General features: G+C 70.2%; 27 protein-coding genes. 9 read left to right on the forward strand and 18 right to left on the reverse strand.

Annotation, left to right across the window (positions count from 1 at the left end):
• Nucleotides 1-108 precede the first annotated feature (108 nt).
• Nucleotides 109-1,593 (reverse strand): tRNA (N6-isopentenyl adenosine(37)-C2)-methylthiotransferase MiaB, encoded by a 1,485-nt coding sequence (gene miaB, locus ACT26F_RS06865; RefSeq protein WP_471669762.1) that lies wholly within the window; start codon nt 1,591-1,593, stop codon nt 109-111.
• Nucleotides 1,594-1,647: 54 nt separating this feature from the next.
• Here miaB and ACT26F_RS06870 point away from each other — a divergent pair, with 54 nt between their 5' ends.
• The 5 genes from ACT26F_RS06870 (at nt 1,648) to ACT26F_RS06890 (ending at nt 5,496) form a co-directional block, all read left to right on the forward strand.
• A complete protein-coding gene (locus ACT26F_RS06870; RefSeq protein WP_471669763.1) occupies nt 1,648-2,226 on the forward strand; it encodes a hypothetical protein in 579 nt (192 codons plus the stop codon).
• 70 nt (nt 2,227-2,296) lie between these two features.
• The gene (locus ACT26F_RS06875) at nt 2,297-3,025 is read left to right on the forward strand and encodes an amino acid ABC transporter ATP-binding protein (RefSeq protein ID WP_471669764.1); all 729 of its coding nucleotides are present in this window, start codon (nt 2,297-2,299) and stop codon (nt 3,023-3,025) included.
• 63 nt (nt 3,026-3,088) lie between these two features.
• A complete protein-coding gene (locus ACT26F_RS06880) occupies nt 3,089-3,958 on the forward strand; it encodes a glutamate ABC transporter substrate-binding protein (RefSeq protein WP_471669765.1) in 870 nt (289 codons plus the stop codon).
• 69 nt (nt 3,959-4,027) lie between these two features.
• On the forward strand, nt 4,028-4,681 hold the full coding sequence (locus tag ACT26F_RS06885; protein ID WP_471669766.1) for an amino acid ABC transporter permease: 654 nt from the start codon (nt 4,028-4,030) through the stop codon (nt 4,679-4,681).
• On the forward strand, nt 4,678-5,496 hold the full coding sequence (locus ACT26F_RS06890; RefSeq protein WP_471669767.1) for an amino acid ABC transporter permease: 819 nt from the start codon (nt 4,678-4,680) through the stop codon (nt 5,494-5,496). Before ACT26F_RS06885 ends, ACT26F_RS06890 begins: the two co-directional genes overlap by 4 nt.
• A gap of 6 nt (nt 5,497-5,502) precedes the next feature.
• Here ACT26F_RS06890 and ACT26F_RS06895 read toward each other — a convergent pair whose 3' ends face one another.
• From ACT26F_RS06895 to dapA, 13 genes are all read right to left on the reverse strand, one after another.
• Nucleotides 5,503-5,961: a hotdog fold domain-containing protein gene (locus ACT26F_RS06895; protein WP_471669768.1), complete on the reverse strand. Its 459-nt coding sequence runs from the start codon at nt 5,959-5,961 to the stop codon at nt 5,503-5,505.
• Between the two features lie 10 nt (nt 5,962-5,971).
• Entirely contained in the window at nt 5,972-6,505 is a 534-nt protein-coding gene (locus ACT26F_RS06900) for a GNAT family N-acetyltransferase (RefSeq protein WP_471669769.1), read from the reverse strand.
• 9 nt (nt 6,506-6,514) lie between these two features.
• Nucleotides 6,515-7,033: a regulatory protein RecX gene (locus tag ACT26F_RS06905; protein ID WP_471669770.1), complete on the reverse strand. Its 519-nt coding sequence runs from the start codon at nt 7,031-7,033 to the stop codon at nt 6,515-6,517.
• The gene (recA, locus tag ACT26F_RS06910; RefSeq protein ID WP_471669771.1) at nt 7,033-8,142 is read right to left on the reverse strand and encodes a recombinase RecA; all 1,110 of its coding nucleotides are present in this window, start codon (nt 8,140-8,142) and stop codon (nt 7,033-7,035) included. Before recA ends, ACT26F_RS06905 begins: the two co-directional genes overlap by 1 nt.
• A 184-nt stretch (nt 8,143-8,326) precedes the next feature.
• Nucleotides 8,327-8,875, reverse strand: coding sequence for a type 1 glutamine amidotransferase domain-containing protein (locus ACT26F_RS06915; protein WP_471669773.1), 549 nt, complete (start codon nt 8,873-8,875; stop codon nt 8,327-8,329).
• 14 nt (nt 8,876-8,889) lie between these two features.
• Nucleotides 8,890-9,084: a DUF3046 domain-containing protein gene (locus tag ACT26F_RS06920; RefSeq protein WP_471669774.1), complete on the reverse strand. Its 195-nt coding sequence runs from the start codon at nt 9,082-9,084 to the stop codon at nt 8,890-8,892.
• Nucleotides 9,081-9,383, reverse strand: a complete 303-nt coding sequence (locus ACT26F_RS06925; RefSeq protein ID WP_471669775.1) for a helix-turn-helix domain-containing protein — start codon at nt 9,381-9,383, stop codon at nt 9,081-9,083. The genes ACT26F_RS06920 and ACT26F_RS06925 overlap by 4 nt, the downstream gene beginning before the upstream one ends.
• On the reverse strand, nt 9,367-9,900 hold the full coding sequence (locus tag ACT26F_RS06930) for a CinA family protein (protein WP_471669776.1): 534 nt from the start codon (nt 9,898-9,900) through the stop codon (nt 9,367-9,369). The genes ACT26F_RS06925 and ACT26F_RS06930 overlap by 17 nt, the downstream gene beginning before the upstream one ends.
• Nucleotides 9,897-10,535: a CDP-diacylglycerol--glycerol-3-phosphate 3-phosphatidyltransferase gene (gene pgsA, locus ACT26F_RS06935; protein ID WP_471669777.1), complete on the reverse strand. Its 639-nt coding sequence runs from the start codon at nt 10,533-10,535 to the stop codon at nt 9,897-9,899. The genes ACT26F_RS06930 and pgsA overlap by 4 nt, the downstream gene beginning before the upstream one ends.
• A gap of 37 nt (nt 10,536-10,572) precedes the next feature.
• Complete coding sequence (locus ACT26F_RS06940; protein WP_471669779.1) at nt 10,573-12,996, reverse strand: FtsK/SpoIIIE family DNA translocase; 2,424 nt, start codon at nt 12,994-12,996, stop codon at nt 10,573-10,575.
• 66 nt (nt 12,997-13,062) lie between these two features.
• The gene (locus ACT26F_RS06945; RefSeq protein WP_471669780.1) at nt 13,063-13,767 is read right to left on the reverse strand and encodes a sirohydrochlorin chelatase; all 705 of its coding nucleotides are present in this window, start codon (nt 13,765-13,767) and stop codon (nt 13,063-13,065) included.
• Between the two features lie 80 nt (nt 13,768-13,847).
• Complete coding sequence (locus ACT26F_RS06950; protein WP_471669781.1) at nt 13,848-15,527, reverse strand: ribonuclease J; 1,680 nt, start codon at nt 15,525-15,527, stop codon at nt 13,848-13,850.
• A complete protein-coding gene (gene dapA / locus ACT26F_RS06955; RefSeq protein WP_471669782.1) occupies nt 15,527-16,435 on the reverse strand; it encodes a 4-hydroxy-tetrahydrodipicolinate synthase in 909 nt (302 codons plus the stop codon). The genes ACT26F_RS06950 and dapA overlap by 1 nt, the downstream gene beginning before the upstream one ends.
• Before the next feature lie 49 nt (nt 16,436-16,484).
• On the opposite strand from dapA, the gene ACT26F_RS06960 reads away from it, so the two are divergent.
• Complete coding sequence (locus tag ACT26F_RS06960; protein WP_471669783.1) at nt 16,485-17,273, forward strand: thioesterase family protein; 789 nt, start codon at nt 16,485-16,487, stop codon at nt 17,271-17,273.
• Between the two features lie 6 nt (nt 17,274-17,279).
• Here the strand turns inward: ACT26F_RS06960 and ACT26F_RS06965 are convergent, their stop codons facing one another.
• The 3 genes from ACT26F_RS06965 to ACT26F_RS06975 are packed head-to-tail and all read right to left on the reverse strand — an operon-like array spanning nt 17,280 to nt 18,993.
• A complete protein-coding gene (locus ACT26F_RS06965; RefSeq protein ID WP_471669784.1) occupies nt 17,280-17,651 on the reverse strand; it encodes a VOC family protein in 372 nt (123 codons plus the stop codon).
• Nucleotides 17,652-17,705: 54 nt separating this feature from the next.
• Nucleotides 17,706-18,194 (reverse strand): dihydrofolate reductase, encoded by a 489-nt coding sequence (locus ACT26F_RS06970; RefSeq protein WP_471669785.1) that lies wholly within the window; start codon nt 18,192-18,194, stop codon nt 17,706-17,708.
• Nucleotides 18,195-18,198: 4 nt separating this feature from the next.
• Complete coding sequence (locus tag ACT26F_RS06975; RefSeq protein ID WP_471669786.1) at nt 18,199-18,993, reverse strand: thymidylate synthase; 795 nt, start codon at nt 18,991-18,993, stop codon at nt 18,199-18,201.
• A 134-nt stretch (nt 18,994-19,127) separates the two neighbouring features.
• Between ACT26F_RS06975 and ACT26F_RS06980 the strand changes: the two genes are divergently transcribed.
• From ACT26F_RS06980 to ACT26F_RS06990, 3 genes are read left to right on the forward strand one after another with little or no spacing between them, the layout of a single operon-like run.
• Nucleotides 19,128-19,658 carry a GNAT family N-acetyltransferase gene (locus ACT26F_RS06980; RefSeq protein WP_471669787.1) on the forward strand — a complete coding sequence of 177 codons (531 nt, stop codon included), beginning with the start codon at nt 19,128-19,130 and terminating at the stop codon, nt 19,656-19,658.
• A complete protein-coding gene (locus ACT26F_RS06985; protein ID WP_471669788.1) occupies nt 19,655-20,344 on the forward strand; it encodes an AzlC family ABC transporter permease in 690 nt (229 codons plus the stop codon). The genes ACT26F_RS06980 and ACT26F_RS06985 overlap by 4 nt, the downstream gene beginning before the upstream one ends.
• Complete coding sequence (locus ACT26F_RS06990; RefSeq protein WP_471669789.1) at nt 20,337-20,648, forward strand: AzlD domain-containing protein; 312 nt, start codon at nt 20,337-20,339, stop codon at nt 20,646-20,648. The genes ACT26F_RS06985 and ACT26F_RS06990 overlap by 8 nt, the downstream gene beginning before the upstream one ends.
• Before the next feature lie 37 nt (nt 20,649-20,685).
• Here the strand turns inward: ACT26F_RS06990 and dapB are convergent, their stop codons facing one another.
• Nucleotides 20,686-21,432, reverse strand: a complete 747-nt coding sequence (gene dapB, locus ACT26F_RS06995) for a 4-hydroxy-tetrahydrodipicolinate reductase (protein WP_471669790.1) — start codon at nt 21,430-21,432, stop codon at nt 20,686-20,688.
• Nucleotide 21,433: the final 1 nt, after the last annotated feature.

The raw sequence follows: 21,433 nt of genomic DNA on the forward strand, positions 1-21,433 counted from the left end.
GCGGTGAGGCTGGGCGAGGACGACATTGGCCTCATCAGCGAACTCAGATTACATCAGGATCACGAGCAGCCCGAACCAAGGCGAGCCTCAGGGGATCTCGATCCGCGATCAGGCCGGGGCGCATGCCGGGGCGGGCGGCAGCGGCGGCGGGGCGCCGACGGACGGCATCCCCAGCCCGACCGACCCGGCCCGGACCTCGGTGCGGCCCTGACGGGCCTCCCACGCGTCACCGGCACGGGTCCGGCGGACCTCGATCGGCTCGCCGTCGGCCACGAGGTGGTGGGGAGACGCCTTCGTCACCGTCGTCACGACGAGGTCGCCGGGCCGGATCTCGTGGCCTCCCGGGGTGAAGTGGACGAGGCGGTTGTCGCGGGCGCGACCGCTCATCCGCCGCGTCTCGGCGTCCTTGCGGCCACCGGCGTGGGCCTTGTCGGCCACCAGCAGCTCGACGACCTGGCCCTCGAGCCGGAGGTTCTCCTGCCAGGAGACCTCCTCGACGAGGGCGGCGAGCCGCTCGTAGCGCTCCTGCACGACGGCCTTGGGCAGCTGGTCGGGCAGGTCGGCGGCCGGCGTGCCCGGACGCTGCGAGTACTGGAACGTGAAGGCGCTGGAGAACCGGGCCTGCCGCACGACGTCGAGGGTGGCCTGGAAGTCCTCCTCGGTCTCGCCGGGGAAGCCGACGATGATGTCGGTCGTGATCGCGGCGTCCGGCATGACCTCGCGGACGCGATCGAGGATCCCGAGGTACTTTTCGCGCCGGTAGGACCGGCGCATCGCCTTGAGGACCCGGTCGGAGCCCGACTGCAGCGGCATGTGCAGCTGCGGCATGACGTTGGGCGTCTCGGCCATCGCGGCGATGACGTCGTCGGTGAAGTCCTTGGGATGCGGGCTCGTGAAGCGCACCCGCTGCAGTCCCTCGATCTGCCCGCACGCGCGCAGCAGCTTGCCGAACGCCTGGCGGTCGCCGAACTCGACGCCGTAGCTGTTGACGTTCTGGCCGAGCAGGGTGACCTCGACGACGCCGTCGGCCACGAGCGCCTCGACCTCGGCGAGGATCTCGCCCGGCCGGCGGTCGCGCTCCTTGCCGCGCAGGCTCGGGACGATGCAGAACGTGCACGTGTTGTTGCATCCGACGCTGATCGACACCCACGCGGCGAACACCGAGTCGCGCTTCGTGGGCAGGGTCGACGGGAAGACCTCGAGCGCGTCGAGGATCTCGACCTGCGACTCCTCGGCGATGCGCGCCCGCTCCAGCAGGACGGGCAGCGAGCCGATGTTGTGCGTGCCGAACACGACGTCGACCCACGGCGCGCGCGTCGTGATCGTGTCCTTGTCCTTCTGCGCCAGGCAGCCGCCGACGGCGACCTGCATGCCCGGGTTCTTCGCCTTGATGCTGGCGATGTGCCCGAGGTTGCCGTACAGCTTGTTGTCGGCGTTCTCGCGCACGGCGCACGTGTTGAACACGACGAGGTCGGGAGTGCCCCCGTCCGTCGCGGCCTCGTAGCCCGCGGTCTCGAGCAGTCCGGACAGCCGTTCGCTGTCGTGGACGTTCATCTGGCAGCCGTACGTGCGCACTTCATAGGTCTTCGACATGGCCTTCCAAGGATACGGGCCGTGCGGGAGGTCTCCGGCTGGCAGGATGCCGCCATGACCCAGCCGCCTCAGTGGTCCACGTCTCCTCAGCCCCCGCGACAGGGCATGCCCGGCTGGGCCTGGGGCCTGATCGGTGCCTTGGTCGGAGCCGCGGTGACCGTCGCGGCGATGACGATCATCCCCATCCTGCTGATCGGTGGGATGGCAGTGGTCTTCTCCGAGGACCTCGGTGAGGAGGACGGGTACTGGGTGGACGACCCGGTCGTCGTCGCCGCGACCCTGGAGCCCTGCCGGGCGATGGTCGCGGCCGGCGAGGCGATTCCCATCTTCGCCGGGCCGGAGGCGGCCGCCGCGGCGCTGACCACGTACGCCGAGAGCCTGACGGCGATCGCGACCGCGGTGGACGGCACCGGGACCGACGACGCAGCCTCGCTCGCTTGGCGCGATGACCTGCGCGAACTCGCTGCCGTCGTCGAGGCGACCGCGGACGAGCTGGCCGCCGAGAGCGGGTCCACCGCCATCGACCTCGGCGGAGTGTCCGGGCTCTCGGACCGCGTGACCGAGGGCGCCCCGGGCGACTGCGCGATCCCCACGCGGTTGAGTCATCTGGACCAGCGCGGAAGCACGTGGTGAACGGCTGACGTGTTGCGCCCCGGCCCGCGCTGCTGTTGTGTAGGTGAGCATGGGGAGTGCGGGGGCGCCCATGGTGGCGATGCGCGGCGTGCAGAAGTGGTTCGGAGACCTGCACGTGCTGCAGGACGTCGATTTCGAGGTCGCGGCCGGTGAGGTCGTGGTCGTGATCGGCCCGTCCGGGTCCGGCAAGTCGACCTTGTGCCGCGCGATCAATCGACTCGAGCCGATCGACGAGGGCACGATCGAGGTCGACGGCGTGCTGCTGCCCGAGGAGGGCAAGGCGCTCGCGAAGCTGCGCTCCGAGGTCGGCATGGTCTTCCAGTCGTTCAACCTGTTCGCCCACAAGACCGTCCTCGAGAACGTCACCCTCGGCCCGATCAAGGTGCTCGGCCGGTCCAAGTCCGACGCCGAACGCACGGCGCGCGAGCTGCTCGACCGCGTCGGGGTCGGCTCGCAGGCCGGCAAGCTGCCGGCACAGCTCTCCGGCGGCCAGCAGCAGCGCGTCGCGATCGCCCGCGCACTCGCGATGGACCCCAAGGTCATGCTCTTCGACGAGCCCACGTCGGCGCTGGACCCCGAGATGATCAAGGAGGTCCTCGACACCATGGTCGACCTCGCCAGGGGCGGCATGACGATGGTCGTCGTGACCCACGAGATGGGCTTCGCCCGCACCGCGGCCGACCGCGTCGTGTTCATGGCTGACGGCCGCATCGTCGAGGAGAACACGCCTGAGCAGTTCTTCACGAACCCGCAGAGCGACCGCGCGAAGGACTTCCTCGGAAAGATCCTCAAACACTGACCACCGCACGACATCACGAATCCCACCACGGGGGAAGGACGAGAGATGAGATCAGCACGCACCATGAGGTGGACCGCCGTCGCGGCCGGTCTGCTGCTCGCACTGGGAGCCTGCGGCGACGCGGGCAGCGACGACGATGACGCCGGTCCGGACGTCGAGGTCGAGGACCAGGACTTCGCCGCCGGCAGCCGGATGGCCGCGCTCGAGGAGCAGGACTCGGTCAAGATCGGCGTGAAGTACGACCAGCCCGGGATCGGCTTCAAGTCGGCGGCATCGGACACGCCGACCGGCTTCGATCCGTCGATCGGCACGATCCTGGCCGCGAAGCTCGGCATCGATGCCGAGGACATCGACTGGGTCGAGACGGTCTCGGCCAACCGCGAGGCGTTCCTGCAGAACGGCACGGTCGACTTCGTCATCGCGTCGTACTCGATCACCGACGAGCGCCGCAAGGTCGTGGGTCAGGCCGGACCGTACTACGTCACCGGCCAGAGCCTGCTGGTGGCGAAGGACGACGACTCGATCAAGGGGCCCGACGACCTGAAGGGCAAGAAGGTCTGCTCCGTCACGGGCTCGACCTCGATCGAGACGGTGGAGAAGGAGTACGGCGCCACGCCGGCCGGCTTCGACACCTACTCCGAGTGCGTCGACCAGCTCAAGAACGGTTCGGTCGACGCCGTCACGACGGATGCCGCGATCCTGCTCGGTTACGCCGCCGAGGATCCCGACGCCCTCAAGGTGGTCGGCGAGCCCTTCAGCGAGGAGCGCTACGGCATCGGGTACGGCAAGGACTACCCGGAGCTCTGCGGCTTCATCAACGACTCGCTCCAGGCCTCGTTCGACGATGGCTCGTGGCAGAAGGCGTTCGACGCGACGCTCGGCAAGGGTGGCGGCGAGGCCGGCGATCCGCCGACCCTCGATCCCTGCCCGTGATGACCACGGCCGCGGGGTGGGGGCAGGGCCCGCCCCGCGGCCGTCCCCTCGACCGGAAGGAGGAGTGACGTGGACTGGCTGCTGACCGACAACGGCTGGCATCTGTACCTGAGCGGGTTCTGGAAGACGATCCAGCTCACCGCCGCCGGAGGCGTGCTGGCGCTCGTGATCGGCACCGCCGTCGCCACGGCGCGAGTCTCCCCCGTTCCTATCCTGCGTGCCGTCGGAACGGTCTACGTGTCGCTCTTTCGCAACACTCCCCTGCTGATCCTGATCATGATCACCTACTTCGGCCTGCCCGAGATCGGCATCGACTTCGGCTTCTTCTGGAACGCCACGCTCGCCATCGGGCTCTACACCGCCGCCTTCGTCAGCGAGGCGCTCCGGTCCGGGCTCAACGGTGTGCCGGTGGGACAGGCCGAGGCCGCCCGCGCCGTGGGCATGCCGTTCGTGCAGACGATGAACAACGTCGTCCTGCCCCAGGCGTTCCGGCTCGTGATCCCACCGATGGCCAGTGTCTTCATCGCCCTGGCGAAGAACACCTCGCTCGTCGCCGTGTTCGGCATCGCCGAGGCCGCCTACCGGATGTACGGCTTCTTCAACGCGTTCGCGAGCGAGCGGATCTCGATCTTCATCGGCATCGCGCTGGGCTACATCGCGATCGTCTCGGTGATCAGCACCGTCGCCCACACCCTCGAGCGACGATTCGCGGTGGTCCGATGACCTCCGTGCTCTACGACGTCCCGGGCCCGCGCGCCCGCCGGCGCAACCGGTGGCTCGCCGTCGGCACCGTCATCGCGATCGTGGCGGTCCTGGCGGCCGTCGTGTGGCGGTTGTGGGTCGAGGACCAGTTCAGCTCCGAGAACTGGGAAGTCTTCGTGACCCCCGTCTACGTCGAACTGCTCGCCCGGGCCGTCCTCGACACGGTTCGCACGGCCGTCCTGGCCATCCTCCTCGCGCTCGCGCTCGGACTCGTCCTGGGGGTCGCGAAGCTGTCGGATCGTCGGCCGGTGCGTTCCGTCGCCTGGGTGCTGGTCGAGTTCTTCCGCGCCGTGCCGCTGCTCGTTCTCATTTACTTCATCTGGTACTACAGCTTCGGCACCCAGGTCGGCATCATCACGCCCCTCGTGATCGGGCTGATGCTCTACAACGGCGCCGTCCTGGCCGAGGTCTTCCGCGCGGGTGTCAACGCGGTGCCGACGGGTCAGGTGGAGGCCGCCTACGCACTGGGCCTGCGCAAGACGGCCGTCATGAGGATCGTGCAACTGCCGCAGGCGATCAAGATCATGACGCCGGCGATCCTGAGCCAGTGCATCGTCGTCATGAAGGACACCTCGCTGGGCTACATCATGCTCGCGCCGGGGTTGACCCGCACCGGCCGCGAGATCTGGCGTGAGTTCGACAACCGGCTGGCCACGGCGCTCGTGCTGGCGGCGATCTACATCGTGCTGAACCTGATCATCGAGCGGATCGGTGTGTACGTGCAGCGTCGGCTGACCGAGTCCAAGACCGTCGAGGCCGTCGCCATCAAGGTCTGAGCGACCTCACCGCTTCGGGGTCACCCACAGGTGGATCGTGCCCTCGACCGTGACGGTGCCGTCCGCGCGGGTCGCCCGTACCGTGATCGGGACGTCGGGGCCGTTCGTCCAGTCGGCCTCGGTCGACTCGGCCGTGCAGATCAGGTCGGAGTCGGACTTCGCGAGGTACTTCACGTCCATGCCCTTGGGCAGCCAACGGTGGTCGGGCGGACACGTCGCCTCGGCGAGCAGCCCCATGGCGGCCTCGAGCCCGTTGCACGCAGCGATCGCGTGGACCGTGCCGATGTGGTTCTTCGTCGAGCGGCGCAGCGGGACCGTGACCTCGCCGTGGTGCGGCCGCATCTGCTCGACCGTGAGGTGCGCGCTGGCGAAGTACGGGGCCTTCTGGCAGAAGGCGATCGAGAACAACCGCTTGCCCTGGGGCAGCGCGGTGATCTTCTTGTACATGTCATAGGTCGAGGCCATGGCCGCTATGTTACTGGCGAGTCACCTCGAACGTCTCCCGACCGACCGAACAGACCACCTCGACGTGCTCGGCGCCCTCGGGCTCGATCCACAGGCCCTGCCGGAAGCCGCACTTCTCCAGGGCCCGGACGGAGGCCCGGTTGCGCACGTCCGGCGCGGCGAGAAAGCGTGGAGCGTCGGGGTACTGCGCGACGAGCACGTCGCGACAGAACGCCGCGATCATGTCCGTGCCGAGACCCTTGCCGATCAGGTCGGCCTCACCGATCAGGTAGTCGAACGCCACGGCGTCGGGGTCGCCGCACCGCACCGCGAGGTCGTCGTCGGACACGACCGGGAAGCTCTGGACGTAGCCGATCGGAACTCCCCCGAGCTCGGCCACCCACATGCGGACCGGATCGCGCCCCGCGAGCCGGGCGCCGTAGCGCTCCTGCGCGGCGGCCACGTCGGCCACCCGGTGCGGGAACCACGCGACCACGTGCGGGGCGTGCCGCCACCGCACGAGGTCGACCAGGTCGTCCTCGGCCATGGGTCGGAACGCGAACACGCTCCGATGCTAGAGCGATTCGAGCGGAATCGGTTCGGCTTCGAGCTCCTCGCGGACCACGTCGAAGGCCACCTGCGGCGCGTAGCCCTTGCGGGCCAACATCGCCGTCAGCCGGCGGACTTGCACCGACTGATCGAGGCCCTGCACCGAGCGCAACTTGCGCTGCACGAGGCGGTGGGCCGTCTGACGTTCGGCGTCGGGATCGACGTCGGCGAGCACCGACGAGGCAATCTCGTCGTCGACACCCTTGCGGCGCAGTTCCATCCGCAGGACCGACCGCGACAGACCCTTGGCCCGGCCCCGTTGCTCGACCCAGGCGCGGGCGAACCGCTCGTCGTCGACGAGGCCCTCGCGCTCGAGTCCGTCGACGACCTCACGAGCGACCTCCTCGGGAAACCGCCGACGCGCCAGCGCCTCGAGCAACTCGAGGCGACTGCGGTCGCGGGCGGCCAGACGATCCATCGCGATCGTCCGGCCGGCCACGATCACCGCACGCGGATCGCTGTCCGGGTCGGTGGGGTCGATCATCAGAAGTCGGCGGCCGACAGGTCGCCGTCGAGGTCGTCGACCACGGCCGAGACGTCCGCGGGCTCGTCGACCCGGGCCCCGACACCCAGGTGCTCCTTGATCCGCTTCTCGATCTCGTCGGCCAGATCGGGGTTGTCGCGCAGGAACGTCCGCGCGTTCTCCTTGCCCTGACCCAGCTGGTCGCCCTCGTACGTGTACCAGGCGCCCGCCTTGCGGACGAAGCCCGCGTCGACTCCGAGGTCGATCAGGCTGCCTTCACGGCTGATGCCCTGGCCGTACATGATGTCGAACTCGGCGATCTTGAACGGCGGCGCCAGCTTGTTCTTGACGACCTTGACCTTGGTGCGGTTGCCGACCATGTCGGTGCCGTCCTTGAGGGTCTCGATCCGGCGCACGTCGAGTCGCACCGAGGCGTAGAACTTCAGCGCCTTGCCGCCCGTGGTGGTCTCGGGCGAGCCGAACATGACGCCGATCTTCTCGCGCAGCTGGTTGATGAAGATCGCGGTCGTGCCCGAGCCGTTGATCGCGCCGGTCATCTTGCGCAGCGCCTGGCTCATCAGTCGGGCCTGCAGGCCGACATGGCTGTCGCCCATCTCGCCGTCGATCTCGGCACGGGGCACGAGCGCCGCGACGGAGTCGATGACGATGATGTCGAGCGCACCGGAGCGGATCAGCATGTCGGCGATCTCGAGTGCCTGCTCACCGGAGTCGGGCTGCGACACGAGCAGGGCGTCGGTGTCGACGCCCAGCTTGCGGGCGTACTCCGGATCGAGGGCGTGCTCGGCGTCGATGAAGGCGGCCACACCGCCGGCGCGCTGGGCGTTGGCGACCGCGTGCAGGGCCACCGTCGTCTTGCCCGAGGACTCAGGGCCGTAGATCTCGACGACGCGGCCGCGGGGCAGTCCGCCGATTCCCAGTGCCACGTCCAACGACACCGCGCCGGTGGGGATGACCTCGATCGGCGCGCGAGCCTGGTCGCCCAGTCGCATCACGGCGCCCTTGCCGTACGAGCGATCGATCTGCGCGAGTGCGTTCTCGATCGCCTTGTCCTTGTTCGCTCGCTCCTTGGCGTAGTCCACGGCGGGCGGGCGGGTCTTGTTCGAAGCCATGTGAGGCGTCCTGTCTGTGTCGTCGGTGGCGGGCCATCTTCGACGGTAGGAGGACCCACAGACATTTCCGAGCCTCATCGACTCGCCTGTGGACGACGTCCTGCCTCACCGTCGGCCTGTGCACACGACACTAGGACGAACAGGTGTTCGATTCACGGCGACACGCCGTGTCGCCGCGGGCGGGTCAGGCCACGAGGGCGTCGGCGACCGCCGAGACGAACGCGGGCAGGTCGTCGGGGTTGCGGCTCGTGATCAGGTTCTCGTCGACGACCACCGTCTCGTCCACCCACTCTCCCCCGGCGTTGCGGACGTCATCGGCCAGACTCGGATAGCTCGTGAGTCGTCGTCCTTGCACGAGGCCGGCGGAGACGAGCAGCCACGGCGCATGGCAGATCGCGGCGACGGGACCACCGGCGGCGAGGTGCTCCGAGACGATCCGCTGCGCCTGCTCGTCGATCCGCAGGTGATCGGCGTTGACCGTGCCGCCCGGGACCACCACGGCATCGGGCCACGCCGGGTCGAAATCGTCGAAGGTGGCATCGACGTCGACCGTGATCGTCTTGTCGACGTCGCCCTGCATCGCCTGCAGCGAGCCACTCTGCGGGGCGTAGATCCGCACCTCGGCGCCCGCCTCGGCGAGCCGGTCCCGCGGCGTCGTCAGCTCGGTCTCCTCGAAGTGGTCGGTCGCGATGATCGCCACGCGCTTGCCGCTCAGATCGGGAAGACTCGTCATCCCTCGACGCTAGCTCAGCGGTCGCGCGCCGGCAGGTCGAGCGCAGCGTGCACGGCACGCCACACGGTCTGCGGGTCGACGCCGGCATCGAGGGCCTCGCCGGCCGTGCGACTGCCGAGCGACGTGATGGAGAACTGGGCCGCCCAGGAGCGCGCGTACGTGGGCCCGAGGGCGAGCTCCATCCGCTCCCAGAACTCGCTGTGCCTCACGCGGCGGAGGCGGAGGCCTGTGCCCCGCTCGGCGCGATCGACGAGATCGTGGCCAGGTCGGCGGCCTCTTCCACCTCGAGCAGCGAGCTGACGTCCAGCAGGACCTTGCTCAGGGGCACGTCGAGGGCCTGGGCGAGGGAGGCGAGCAGCTCGGAGCTGGCCTCCTTCTGGCCGCGCTCGACCTCGGAGATGTATCCGAGGCTGATCCGCGCGCGCTCGGACACGTCGCGCAGGGTCAGGCCCTGGGCGAGCCGTCGGGCCCGGAGCACGTCGCCCATGAGCTCACGCATCGCGGTCATCGCCACCACCTTCCACGTCCGTGCCAACGCCGGTCGGATCGACGTTGTTCCCCAGCCTATCTCGCAGGTCCGTCAGAACGGCGCGGACCGCCGACTCCCGGATCTGCGACCGGTCGCCGTCGAGTCGCAGTGCGCGGGTCGTGGTGCCGTCCGGCCCGGCCACCGCGACATGGACCGTGCCGGCCGGGTGTCCCTCGGCCGGACCCGGTCCGGCGACCCCGGTCGTCCCGAGGCCCCACGTCGCCCCGAGGCGCGCACGCGCACCCTCGGCCAGCTGGACCGCGACGTCCGGATGCACCGTGCCCACCCGGGCGAGGAGACCTGCGTCGACGCCGAGCAGATCCGCCTTGACGTCCTCCCGGTAGGCGACGACTGCGCCGCGAACGACGTCCGAGGCGCCGGGGACGTCGACGAGCGCGGCGCACACGAGCCCGCCCGTGAGCGACTCCCCCGTCGCCACGGTCGCACCTGCTGCACGCAATGCAGCGACGATCGCCGTGACGTCGGGCGAGGTCACCGCGTGACGCCGCCCGCCGACGGCTGGGCCGCGAGCCGTCGGGCCTCGCGCACGTACTGCACGCCCGTGACGAGGGCGACGGCGAGCGCCGCGGCCATCAGGACGTGGGTGATCCACAGCAGGATCGTGGGGATCGTGCCGCCCCAGAGCTCGAACGGCAGGCAGTAGCCCGCGATCGCGACGGACTGCAGGACGGTCTTGATCTTGCCGCCCTGGCTGGCCGGCATCACGAACCCGCGACGCACCATGACGAACCGCATCGCGGTGATGCCCCACTCGCGCACGAGCATGAGCACGATCGCGATCCAGAACAGCCAACCCCACGGCTGGTCGGTGAAGATGATCGCCAGGCCGATGAAGGCCATTCCGGTCAGTGCCTTGTCGGCGATCGGGTCGGCGATCTTGCCGAAGTCGGTGATCAGGTCGTGCTTGCGGGCCAGATCGCCGTCCACCTTGTCCGTCGCCATGAGGACCGTGAACACCGCCCACGCCGTGATGCGGTACCCGATGGACTGGCCGCCGTCGTGCAGCAGCAGCCAGCCGAAGAGCGGAACACCCAGGATCCTGATGACCGTCAGGACGTTCGGGACGTTGAGATTGCTCGGCTTGGCCCGTGCGGGCTCGGGCTGGTCCATGGTCACCAGTATGTCCGAGGCGTCTGAGCCGGCCGGCTCATCCGGCCTGGATCGACATCAGGACGTCGTCCAGATCGTCCGGCTTGACCAGCACGTCACGGGCCTTGGAGCCCTCGCTGGGACCCACGACGCCGCGGCTCTCGAGGATGTCCATGAGCCGACCGGCCTTCGCGAAGCCCACGCGCAGCTTGCGCTGCAGCATCGAGGTCGAGCCGAACTGCGTGTTCACCACGAGCTCGACGGCCTGCAGGACCAGGTCGAGGTCGTCGCCGATGTCGTCGTCCAGCTCACGCTTGGACTGCTGGACCGCCGTGACGTCCTCGCGGTACATCGGCTGCAACTGCTCCTTGCAGTGCGAGACGATCGTCCCGATCTCCTGCTCGGTGATCCACGCACCCTGCATGCGCATCGCCTTGTTCGCGCCCATCGGCAGGAACAGACCGTCGCCCTGGCCGACGAGCTTCTCGGCTCCCGGCTGGTCGAGGATGACCCGGCTGTCGGCGAGCGAGCTCGTCGCGAACGCGAGCCGGCTGGGCACGTTGGCCTTGATGAGTCCGGTGACGACGTCCACGCTGGGTCGCTGGGTCGCGAGGATCAGGTGGATGCCCGCCGCGCGCGCCAGCTGTGTGATGCGCACGATCGAGTCCTCGACGTCGCGCGGCGCGACCATCATGAGGTCGGCGAGCTCGTCGACCACGACGAGCAGGTACGGGTACGGCGTGAGGACGCGCTCGCTGCCGGGCGGCGCCTGCAGCGCACCGGTCGAGACCGCCTTGTTGAAGTCGTCGATGTGCCGGTAGCCGAAGTTGGCCAGGTCGTCGTAGCGCATGTCCATCTCGCGCACGACCCACTGCAGCGCCTCGGCCGCCTTCTTCGGGTTCGTGATGATCGGCGTGATGAGGTGCGGGATGCCCTCGTAGATGTTGAGCTCGACCCGCTTGGGGTCGACGAGGATCATGCGGACCTCGTCGGGCGTCGAGCGCATCAGGATCGACGAGATCATCGAGTTCACGAAGCTCGACTTGCCCGAGCCGGTCGCGCCGGCGACCAGCAGGTGGGGCATCTTGGCGAGGTTGGCCACGACGTAGCCGCCCTCGACGTCCTTGCCCAGGCCGATCACCATCGGGTGGTGGTCGCCGCGCGCCTTGTTCGAGCGCAGCACGTCACCGAGCGACACCATCTCCTTGTCGACGTTCGGGATCTCGACGCCGATGGCGCTCTTGCCCGGGATCGGCGAGAGGATCCGCACCTCGTTGGAGGCGACGGCGTAGGCGATGTTCTTCGACAGCGCCGTGACCTTCTCGACCTTGACGGCCGGGCCGAGCTCGACCTCGTACCGGGTCACGGTCGGGCCACGCGTGTAGCCCGTCACGGTCGCATCGATCTGGAACTGGTCGAGCACCTCGGTGAGACGTGCCACGACCTCGTCGGACGCGGCCGAGCGGGCCTTGTGCGGCGTGCCCTCCTTGAGGGCGGAGGCGTCGGGCAGCGTGTAGACGACGTCCCCGGACAGGGCGAGCTGCTCGGCGCGCACGGGGATCGGCTCGATCGGTCGCGGGTCCGGCTGCGGCTCGGGCTCGGCCACTGCGGCGGGTTCGACCACGGGGACCTGGCGGTCCTCGTCCGGACCGTCGACGAGGGGGTTCTCGAAGGGCTCGTCGAGCGGCACGGTGCGCGGGTGGCGCTTCTTCGCCGGTGTCGGCTCCGCCTCGGGCTCGGCGGTCCGCTCGCGGGCGAACAGCCCTCGGACGCGGCCGGGCACCGCGTGCAGCGGCGTCCCCGTGACGATGAGGACACCGAACAGCACGACCAGCACGAGGATCGGCGCGACGAGCCACGGCGTCTTGAGCAGGTCGACGAGGATCGCCGAGAAGAGGAAGCCGACGGCTCCCCCGGCCTCGGACATCGTGCCGTCGCTCGGCCGCGGCGTGCCGTGGGCGAGGTGCACCAGGCCGAGGACGCCGCCGACGATCGCGCCCCAGCCGATGACCTGGCGGCCGGCGGGGCCGTTGCGGTCCGGGTGGCGCAGCGTGCGCCAAGCGACGACGGCCAGCAGGATCGGGACGGCCCACGCGAGCATGCCCACGGTTCCGGTCGTGACCCGGCGGGCGACGTCGCCGACGAACCCGGTGACGTCCCACCAGACCGCGGCGGCCGTGATCAGGGCGAGCGAGACGAGCGCCAGCCCGACCCCGTCGCGACGCTGCTCGGCGTCGAGCTCACGGGCTCCGTGGCCGATGCTGCGCGCGATCGCGCCGACGAGCCCGGCGAGGCCGAGCCAGAACGCGGTGGACGCGCGCATGACCGCGTGCAGAGCAGCGGAGAAGGGACCAGGACCGGTGGAGCGCGCCGCCGGCCGACGGGCCGGTTGCCGCTTCGCCGCAGGCTTGGCTGCGGGCTTCTTGCGGGCCTGGCTGCCGGACGGCCGCTTGCGCGGCGGGGAAGACGTACGGGTCGCCATGATGGGACGTTAAACCAGAACCTGAGACTTTTCTCGTTCCCACGCCGATTCCGCGCTCGGCGGCCCTCAGCGCGAGGCGGAGTCGACCTCGACCCAGGACCCTCGGGTCGTCGCCCGCGCGAGCACGAGCGAGACCAGTTGGGGATCGGGCGCACCCGGGCCCAGCAGCGGCGCCGTGACGACGTCGGCGCCCAGTCGCCCGATCGCCGTGGAGCCCTCGCCGGACGCCAGCTCGTACATCGAGACGACGACCCGACGCTTGTAGGCGCGGGCGACGTCGAGCGCCTCCTCGACGGGGGTGCCGTCGCCGTCCACGACCCCCACGTGGACGCGCCCGCCCCACACCGCGCTCAGCAGCCGCGCTGCCTTGCCGACGTCGGCGAGGGCCTCCGGGCCGTCCGCCTGCGGAGCCACCATGACGATCGTGTCGGACGGGCGACCACCGGCCTCGATGAGCCGACGCACGCCGATCTCGGCGAGCACCCAGTCAGGTCCGACCGCCGGGGCGACCCGGACCATGTCGTCGTGCGATGCCTGTCCGAGGACCGCGGAGGCCCCGGCGTCGTGCGAGAGCAGGAGGGGAACGATGACCCGGCGCCCGGCGGTCTCGGCGACCACGTCGGCCAGCAGGGGCTGCTGGACGTCGACGAACGCGTCGACGACCTCGTGGTTGCTCGACTCCCGCCGGACGGCGTTCACGAGCGAGGCGAGGGCCGATCGGCCGCTGTGCGACGTCGTGCCGTGCGCGCACAGGATGATCCGGGTCCTCACGCAGCCCAGCGTGCTGAGGCAGTGTTACCTCGGCGTTACGGACCCCGCGACGTTCGGTTACAACTGCGGCACGCCTGCGATCAGGCCTCGAGGACGATCGGGATGATCATCGGCCGGCGACGCAGGCGGCGGCCCGCGAACGAGCCGATCACGCGGCGCATGACCTGCTGCAGGGCAGCCGTGTCGTGAGCGCCGTCGCGCAGCGCCTCCTCCAGCGCGGCCACGACCTTGGGCTGGATCTCGTCGAAGACCGAGTCGTCCTCCGCGAGGCCGCGGGCGTGGATCTCGGGACCGGAGACGATCTTGCCGGTCGTCGAGTCGATCACGGCGATGACGGAGATGAAGCCCTCGGACGCCAGGATCCGGCGGTCCTTGAGCTCGGAGTCGGTGAGGTCGCCGATCGACGCACCGTCGACGTACACGTAACCCGTGTCGTAGGCGCCGGCGATCGTCGCGTGGCCGTCGATCAGGTCGACCGCGTAGCCGTCCTCGGCGATGATGACGTTCGGCACGCCCGTCTCGGTCGCGAGCCGGGCGTTCGCGTGCAGGTGGCGGATCTCTCCGTGCACCGGCATGACGTTCGACGGCTGGACGATGTTGTAGCAGTACAGCAGCTCGCCGGCGGAGGCGTGACCCGAGACGTGGACGAGCGCGTTGCCCTTGTGGACGACGTTCGCGCCGAGCTTGGTCAGCCCGTCGATCACGCGGTAGACGGCGTTCTCGTTGCCCGGGATGAGCGAGGAGGCCAGCAGGACGGTGTCGCCCGGCTCGAGGTGGACCCGGTCGTGGGTGCGGTTCGCGATGCGCGAGAGCGCCGCCATCGGCTCGCCCTGCGAGCCGGTCGACATCAGCACCATCTTCTCCGGGGGCGCCGCGTCGATCTTGTCGACGACCAAGCCGTCGGGCACCTTGAGGTAGCCGAGCTCGCGTGCGATCTGCATGTTGCGCACCATCGAGCGTCCGACGTAGGCGACCTTGCGGCCATGCTTGGCCGCTGCGTCGAGGACCTGCTGGACGCGGTGCACGTGCGAGGCGAACGAGGCCACGATGATGCGCTTCGAGCTGCGCGCGAAGACCGCGTCGATCGCGGGGGTGATCTGGCGCTCGGCGGTCGTGAAGCCGGGGACGTCGGAGTTCGTCGAGTCGGTCAGGAACAGGTCGACACCGGCCTCGCCGAGCCGCGCGAAGGCGCGCAGGTCGGTGATCCGGCCGTCGAGCGGCAGCTGGTCCATCTTGAAGTCGCCGGTGTGCAGTGCGACGCCGGCGGGCGTCTTGATGGCGACGGCCAGGGCGTCGGGGATCGAGTGGTTGACCGCGACGAACTCGCACTCGAACGGTCCGAACGTCTCGACGTCGCCCTCGGAGACGACGTGGACGGGGACGTCCTTGAGCCGGTGCTCCTTGAGCTTCGGCTGGACGAGCGCGAGCGTGAGCCGCGAGCCGATCAGCGGGATGTTCCCGCGTTCGCGCAGGAGGTACGGCACGCCGCCGATGTGGTCCTCGTGGCCGTGCGTCAGGACGACGCCCACGACGTCGTCGAGCCGCTCCCGGATCGGGGAGAAGTCCGGCAGGATCAGGTCGACGCCCGGGTGGTGCTCCTCGGGGAACAGCACGCCGCAGTCGACGATCAGGAGCTTGCCGTCGAACTCGAAGACGGTCATGTTGCGACCGATCTCACCGAGTCCGCCGAGCGGGATGACGCGCATGGCGCCGGGTGCGAGGGGTGCCGGCGTCGCCAGCTCGTGGTGCATGTGGCTCATCAGAGGGAACCTGTGTCCTTCAGCGCGGCGCGGATGACCGCGACCTGCTCGTCGGTGGCGGGAGTGAGTGGGAGGCGCACCGTGGCATTGCCGAGGACCCCGAGCTCGACGAGTGCGGCCTTGGCGGCGATCGCGCCCTGGGTCTGGCCCATCACGGCGTGCAGGACGCCGATCATCGACGCGTCGAGCTCGCGGGCCCGGGCGAGGTCGCCGGCGTCCACCGCCTCGACGAGTGCCTTGATCCGGTCGGCGGCGACGTGCCCGATCACGCTGACGACGCCGGCGGCGCCGATCGCGAGCCACGGCAGGTTGATCGCGTCGTCGCCGGAGTAGATCGCGAAGCGGTTGCGGGCCAGCAGTCGCGTGCCGCGGGCCAGGTCGCCGGAGGCGTCCTTGATCGCGACCACGGTCTCGCGCGACTCCAGCTCGTCGTACGTCTCCTCGGCGATCTGGACGCCGGTGCGGCCGATGATGTCGTAGAGCATGATCGGCGTGTCGCCGGCGACCTCGACCACGGCGTCGATGTTCGCCAGGATGCCCGACTGCGGGGGCTTGCTGTAGTACGGGGTGACCACGAGCAGTCCGTGGGCGCCGAGTCGCACGGCCTGCTCGGTCAGCTCGACGGTGTGGCGCGTGTCGTTCGTGCCGACGCCGGCCACGATCGTGGCCCGGTCGCCGACCGCGTCGAGCACCGCCGTGAGCAACCGACCGTCCTCCTCGCCCGTCGTGGTGGGCGACTCACCGGTCGTGCCGCTCACGACGAGTCCGTCGTTGCCGGCGTCGACCAGGTGGGTCGCGACCTTGGCGGCCGCGTCCACGTCGAGCTTGCCGTCGGGGGTGAACGGGGTGACCATCGCGGTCAACACCCGCCCGAACGGTGCGGACTCGGACGCCAGCGGAGAGGTCATGGTCCGAGGTTACCGTCAGGGTGTCCCCGGCCTCGGGCAGGATGATCCGGTGACCGACTTCTACGTGCAGGACACCACACCGACCCGCGATGCGCGGGGAGATCTCACGCTGCCGATCACGGATCGGTGGAACACGCCGCTGGGCAAGCCGAACGGCGGGTGGGTCCTGGCCTCGATGATCCGGGCCTCCTGCGACCAGTTGGACGTGGGCCGGCCCGCCGCCGCCGCGATCACCTACCTCGCGTCGCCCGAGCCGGGCACCGTGGCCGAGTTCGAGGTCACCCCCGTCAAGCTGGGCCGCCGCGTGCAGACCGTCGACGCCGCGATGACCTCGGGCGGCAGACTGCTGGCCCGGCTGACCACGAACTTCGTGCGCGACCACCACGGGCTGACGCAGGAGCTCGGCACTCCCCCGGACCTGCCGGATCCGTCGTCCCTGCCCGACCCGCGCACGATGGGGATGCCGACCGAGGGACTCTTCGGCCGGGTCGAGTACCGGATGGCCGAGCCGCCGGGCTGGTCGCTCGGCAAGCCCTCGGGCGATGCCACGGCCGTCGTGTGGCAACGCCTCGACGGCGGCACCGAGATCGACTGGCCCGCGCTGGCGCTGCTGGCCGACGCGGCTCCCCCGCCGGTGCTCGAGCTGGGCCAGGTCGCCTCGATGACCGTCCAGCTCACGGTGCACCTGCACCGGTTGCCGCGGCCGGGCTCGTGGGTCGCCTCGCGCTTCACGACGCGTCACGTCGTCGACGGGTTCCACGAGGAGGACGGAGAGCTGTGGGACGAGGACGGCCACTTGCTGGCCCAGTCCCGTCAGCTCGCGATCCTGCTCGGCTGAGCCGCCCTACGCGTCGGGCCGCTCGGTGACGCCCTCGTAGAGGCCGACGACGTTGCCGTCGGGATCCTCGAAGATCGCCCACCAGCTCGTCTCGGAGATCGGCGTCTTCTCCATGAGGGTCCGGCCGCCGCTCTGGCCAACGAGTGCGAGGGTGTCCTCGATCGAGTCGACCTCCACGTAGGACCGTGGCTGGGTGAAGTCCTCGCTGCGCGGCGCGAGGCCGCCGCCGCTGATCTCATTCGGGGCCTGCCACATGGGGTAGCCCTCGAAGCCGGGGATGTCGTCGATCTGCCAGCCGAACAGTGTCGAGTAGAACGTTCGCGCCCGTCCCGAGTCCGAGACCGGGATGTCGATGTGGGTGATGTCTCCGTGCGCCATGGCTGCTCCTGTCGTCTCCTGCAGTCTGCGACGGCAGGGCGGTCAGGACAAGGCTCAGGCGCGCTCGTAGGTGGCGATCTCGAAGCCGGGAGTGCCGTCGAACGCCTCGCGAGACACCTCGTTCCACTCGGCCGGGTCGACCGGATCGAGGAACGCGTCGCCCTCGGGAGCCAGCGGGACGTGCGTGACGACCATCCGGTCGACGAGGCCCGCGGCGCGGGCCTCGGCGTACACGTGGGCGCCGCCGATCAGGAAGACCTCGTCGTCCCGCTCGAGCGCGGCGGCCAGGCCGGCCGCCAGGGAGGGTGCCACGACGACGTCGCGATGGCCGGGATCCCAGTCCGGCTGGCGGCTGAGGACGATCGACGTCCGGCCCGGCAGTGGCCGGCCGATCGACTCGTACGTGGCCCGGCCCATCACGATCGGGTGGCCCCACGTGAGTTCCTTGAACTGGCGCATGTCGCCCGTGGGCGGCCACGGCATCTGGCCGTCTCGGCCGATGACACCGTTCGTGCCGACGGCCACGGCGATGGTGACGGTCACGGCGTCAGACGGCGATCGGGGCCTTGATGGCCGCGTGCGACTGGTACCCCTCGATGACGACCGACTCGAGGGTGAAGTCGTCGATGTCGGTGACGGACGGGTCGAGGCGCAGCGTGGGCAGCGGCAGGGGCTCGCGGGTCAGCTGCTCGCGGGCCTGGTCGAGGTGGTTGACGTACAGGTGGCAGTCGCCGCCGGTCCAGACGAACTCACCGACCTCGAGTCCCGCGACCTGGGCGACCATGTGCGTGAGCAGCGCGTAGGACGCGATGTTGAACGGCACGCCGAGGAACACGTCGGCGGACCGCTGGTACAGCTGGCAGCTCAGCTTGCCGTCCGCGACGTAGAACTGGAAGAAGGCGTGGCACGGGGCGAGTGCCATCTCGTCGAGGTCGGCGACGTTCCACGCACTGACGATGTGGCGACGCGAGTTCGGATCGGCCCCGATCGCCGCGATCACGGCCTTCAGCTGGTCGATGTGCTCACCGCCGGGAGCCGGCCACGAGCGCCACTGGTAGCCGTAGATCGGGCCGAGGTCGCCGTTCTCGTCGGCCCACTCGTCCCAGATCGTGACGCCGTTCTCGCGCAGGTATGCCGTGTTGGTCTCACCGGCGATGAACCACAGCAGCTCTGCGACGACGCTCTTGAGGTGCACCTTCTTGGTGGTCACGACCGGGAATCCCTCGGCCAGGTCGAACCGCATCTGGTGGCCGAACACGCTGAGCGTGCCGGTGCCGGTGCGGTCGCCCTTGGCGACCCCCTCGTCAAGGATCCGTCGGACGAGATCGAGGTACGCCTGCATGGACGCAGACTAGCAATGTCGTGGGACAGGATCCGGTCCGGCGAACGTGTCGTGCGCGGGGCTACGGGCCCTCGACCTGCGTGAGATACTGAGCGCGTGACCGAGACCGCGATGCCGCCCCGGAACTTCGCACGGTGAGCGCCGACGTCTCGGTCCGGCTCGCGTGGCCGGACGACACCCCTGCGATCGCTGCCATCCAGCGCGCGAACTGGCTGGCCGTCTACGGGTCGAGCGTCGACGCGGCAGAGCTCGACGCCCTCGACGTCGTCACGATGACGGCACGGTGGACGCAGCTGATCAGCGCGCCCGCCGACGCTCGGATCCGCGCCCTCGTCGCCGTCGAGCGCGCCACCGTGCGAGGCTTCACGCTCGTCCATCCGTGTCACGACCCGGACGCCGACCAGGTCGGCGACGCCGAGATCGGCGAGTTCGTGGTCGACGCGGCCCACCAGCGCCAGGGCCACGGCGCGCGCCTGCTGCACGCCGCCGTCGACACGTTGCGCGCCGACGGCTTCACCCGCGCGGTGTGGTGGGTCTCGCCCTCCGACGACGTGCTGCGCGCCTACCTGCTCGAGGCCGGCTGGGCGCCCGACGGCGCCCACCGCGAATTCGCCGGCGCCACCGGTCCGGTCAAGCAGATCCGGCTGCACACCGACATCTCGTGACGGCGACGACCGACCGGCAGGTCATCTCGGACTCGCTCGGCGTCGGCATCGGCGTCGGGCTGTACGGCGTCACGTTCGGCGCACTCGCGACGACCAGTGGGCTGTCGGTCCTGCAGACCTGCGCGCTCAGCCTGCTCGCGTTCACGGGCGCCTCGCAGTTCGCGTTCATCGGCGTGATCGCCGCCGGCGGCACTCCCGTCACCGGGGCCCTGACGGCCGTCCTGCTCGGCGCCCGCAACACGTTCTACGGCATCACGCTGGCGCCGATCCTCAAGGTCCGCGGACTGCGGCGGTGGCTGACGGCGCACGTCGTGATCGACGAGTCGACGGCGATGGCCGTCACCCGGGAGACGCCGCACCAGGCGCGGCTCGGCTTCTATTGGACGGGGATCTCGATCTTCGTGATGTGGAACCTGATGACGTTCATCGGCGCCGTCGCGGGCAACGCGATCGGCGACCCGAAGGCGATCGGACTCGACGCGGCCGTCGCGGCGGCGTTCCTCGGGCTGCTGTGGCCGAGGCTGGACTCGACGGCGACGCGACTGCTGGCGTTGCTGGCCGCCGTGGTCGCCCTCGGTCTCGTGCCGTTCACGCCGGCCGGGACGCCCATCATCCTCGGTGGACTCGTCGCGGTGCTCGTCGGCCTGCAGGTCGTCAAGGCAGCACCGGGGGTCGGCGATGACTGACCTGTGGTGGGGCGTGCTGGCCGTCGCGGTCGGGTGCTACGCGCTCAAGGTGCTCGGACTGGCCGTTCCCGAGCGCCTGCTCGAGCACCCACTGACCATCCGCGCGGCCGCACTGATCCCCGTGGGCCTGCTCGCGGCCCTCGTCGCGGTGCAGGGCTTCTCGTCCGGGTCCGAGATCGTGCTCGACGCGCGCGTCGTCGGCCTCGGGGTCGCGGCATTGCTGCTGTGGCGCAACGTGCCGTTCCTGCCGATGCTGCTGGCCGCCGCCGCGTCCACGGCCCTCGTGCGCCTGCTGACCGGATAGGTACGTGGGCCACCGCCCGCCCGGAGCCGGTGAGCGGTCAGGCCAGCCCGAGGACGGGGTCGAGGCCCACGGTGACACCGGGGTTCGCGGGGATCCAGCGCAGCGCCGCGACGACGCCGGGCATGAAGGACTCCCGGGTCGAGGAGTCGTGGCGCAGGCTGAAGATCTCGCCCGGATCACCCAGGACGACCTCCTGCGAGGCGATGAAGCCCCGCGCCCGCACGGCATGGACGTGGATGCCGTCGACCGTGGCGCCGCGCGCGCCGTCGGGATCGGTCGTCGTGGCGTCCGGCAGCGGTGCGGAGCCCCCGGCGCGACGTGCCTCGGCGATCACCTCGGCCGTGCGCACGGCGGTGCCCGACGGGGCGTCGACCTTGTCGGGGTGGTGCATCTCGATGACTTCGACGGACTCGAAGAAGGGTGCGGCGGTCGCGGCGAAGCGCATCATCAGCACCGCCCCGATCGAGAAGTTCGGCACCACCAGGACGCCGACCTCCGGGTGGTCGGCCGCGACGGCGCGCAACTGCTCGACCTTGTCGTCACCGAACCCCGAGGTGCCGATCACGACGTGGACGCCGTTCTCGAGGCACCAGCGCGCGTGGTCGAACGCGACGTCGGGGGTCGTGAAGACGAGGGCGGCCTCGGCGCCGGCGCGGGTGATCGCCGCGAGGTCGTCGCCGACGTCGATCCCGGCCACGAGCTCCAGCCCGTCCGCCGCCTCGATCGCCGCCGCGGACGTCGATCCCATCCGGCCCTTCGCTCCCAGCACCGCCACGCGTGTCATG

This window comes from Aeromicrobium sp. SP1, from assembly GCF_055663785.1.

Bases quoted from the DNA above. Each gene is read 5' to 3' on its own strand.
- ACT26F_RS06905 (WP_471669770.1), bottom strand. From the start codon at position 7,033: ATGATCGACCCCACCGACCCGGACAGCGATCCGCGTGCGGTGATCGTG.
- dapB (WP_471669790.1), bottom strand. From the start codon at position 21,432: ATGACACGCGTGGCGGTGCTGGGAGCGAAGGGCCGGATGGGATCGACG.
- ACT26F_RS06890 (WP_471669767.1), top strand. From the start codon at position 4,678: ATGACCTCCGTGCTCTACGACGTCCCGGGCCCGCGCGCCCGCCGGCGC.
- ACT26F_RS06950 (WP_471669781.1), bottom strand. From the start codon at position 15,527: ATGAGCCACATGCACCACGAGCTGGCGACGCCGGCACCCCTCGCACCC.
- ACT26F_RS06870 (WP_471669763.1), top strand. From the start codon at position 1,648: ATGACCCAGCCGCCTCAGTGGTCCACGTCTCCTCAGCCCCCGCGACAG.
- pgsA (WP_471669777.1), bottom strand. From the start codon at position 10,535: ATGGACCAGCCCGAGCCCGCACGGGCCAAGCCGAGCAATCTCAACGTC.
- ACT26F_RS06975 (WP_471669786.1), bottom strand. From the start codon at position 18,993: ATGCAGGCGTACCTCGATCTCGTCCGACGGATCCTTGACGAGGGGGTC.
- ACT26F_RS06875 (WP_471669764.1), top strand. From the start codon at position 2,297: ATGGTGGCGATGCGCGGCGTGCAGAAGTGGTTCGGAGACCTGCACGTG.
- ACT26F_RS06915 (WP_471669773.1), bottom strand. From the start codon at position 8,875: ATGACGAGTCTTCCCGATCTGAGCGGCAAGCGCGTGGCGATCATCGCG.
- ACT26F_RS06925 (WP_471669775.1), bottom strand. From the start codon at position 9,383: ATGACCGCGATGCGTGAGCTCATGGGCGACGTGCTCCGGGCCCGACGG.
- ACT26F_RS06990 (WP_471669789.1), top strand. From the start codon at position 20,337: ATGACTGACCTGTGGTGGGGCGTGCTGGCCGTCGCGGTCGGGTGCTAC.
- ACT26F_RS06965 (WP_471669784.1), bottom strand. From the start codon at position 17,651: ATGGCGCACGGAGACATCACCCACATCGACATCCCGGTCTCGGACTCG.
- ACT26F_RS06940 (WP_471669779.1), bottom strand. From the start codon at position 12,996: ATGGCGACCCGTACGTCTTCCCCGCCGCGCAAGCGGCCGTCCGGCAGC.
- dapA (WP_471669782.1), bottom strand. From the start codon at position 16,435: ATGACCTCTCCGCTGGCGTCCGAGTCCGCACCGTTCGGGCGGGTGTTG.
- miaB (WP_471669762.1), bottom strand. From the start codon at position 1,593: ATGTCGAAGACCTATGAAGTGCGCACGTACGGCTGCCAGATGAACGTC.
- recA (WP_471669771.1), bottom strand. From the start codon at position 8,142: ATGGCTTCGAACAAGACCCGCCCGCCCGCCGTGGACTACGCCAAGGAG.
- ACT26F_RS06895 (WP_471669768.1), bottom strand. From the start codon at position 5,961: ATGGCCTCGACCTATGACATGTACAAGAAGATCACCGCGCTGCCCCAG.
- ACT26F_RS06880 (WP_471669765.1), top strand. From the start codon at position 3,089: ATGAGGTGGACCGCCGTCGCGGCCGGTCTGCTGCTCGCACTGGGAGCC.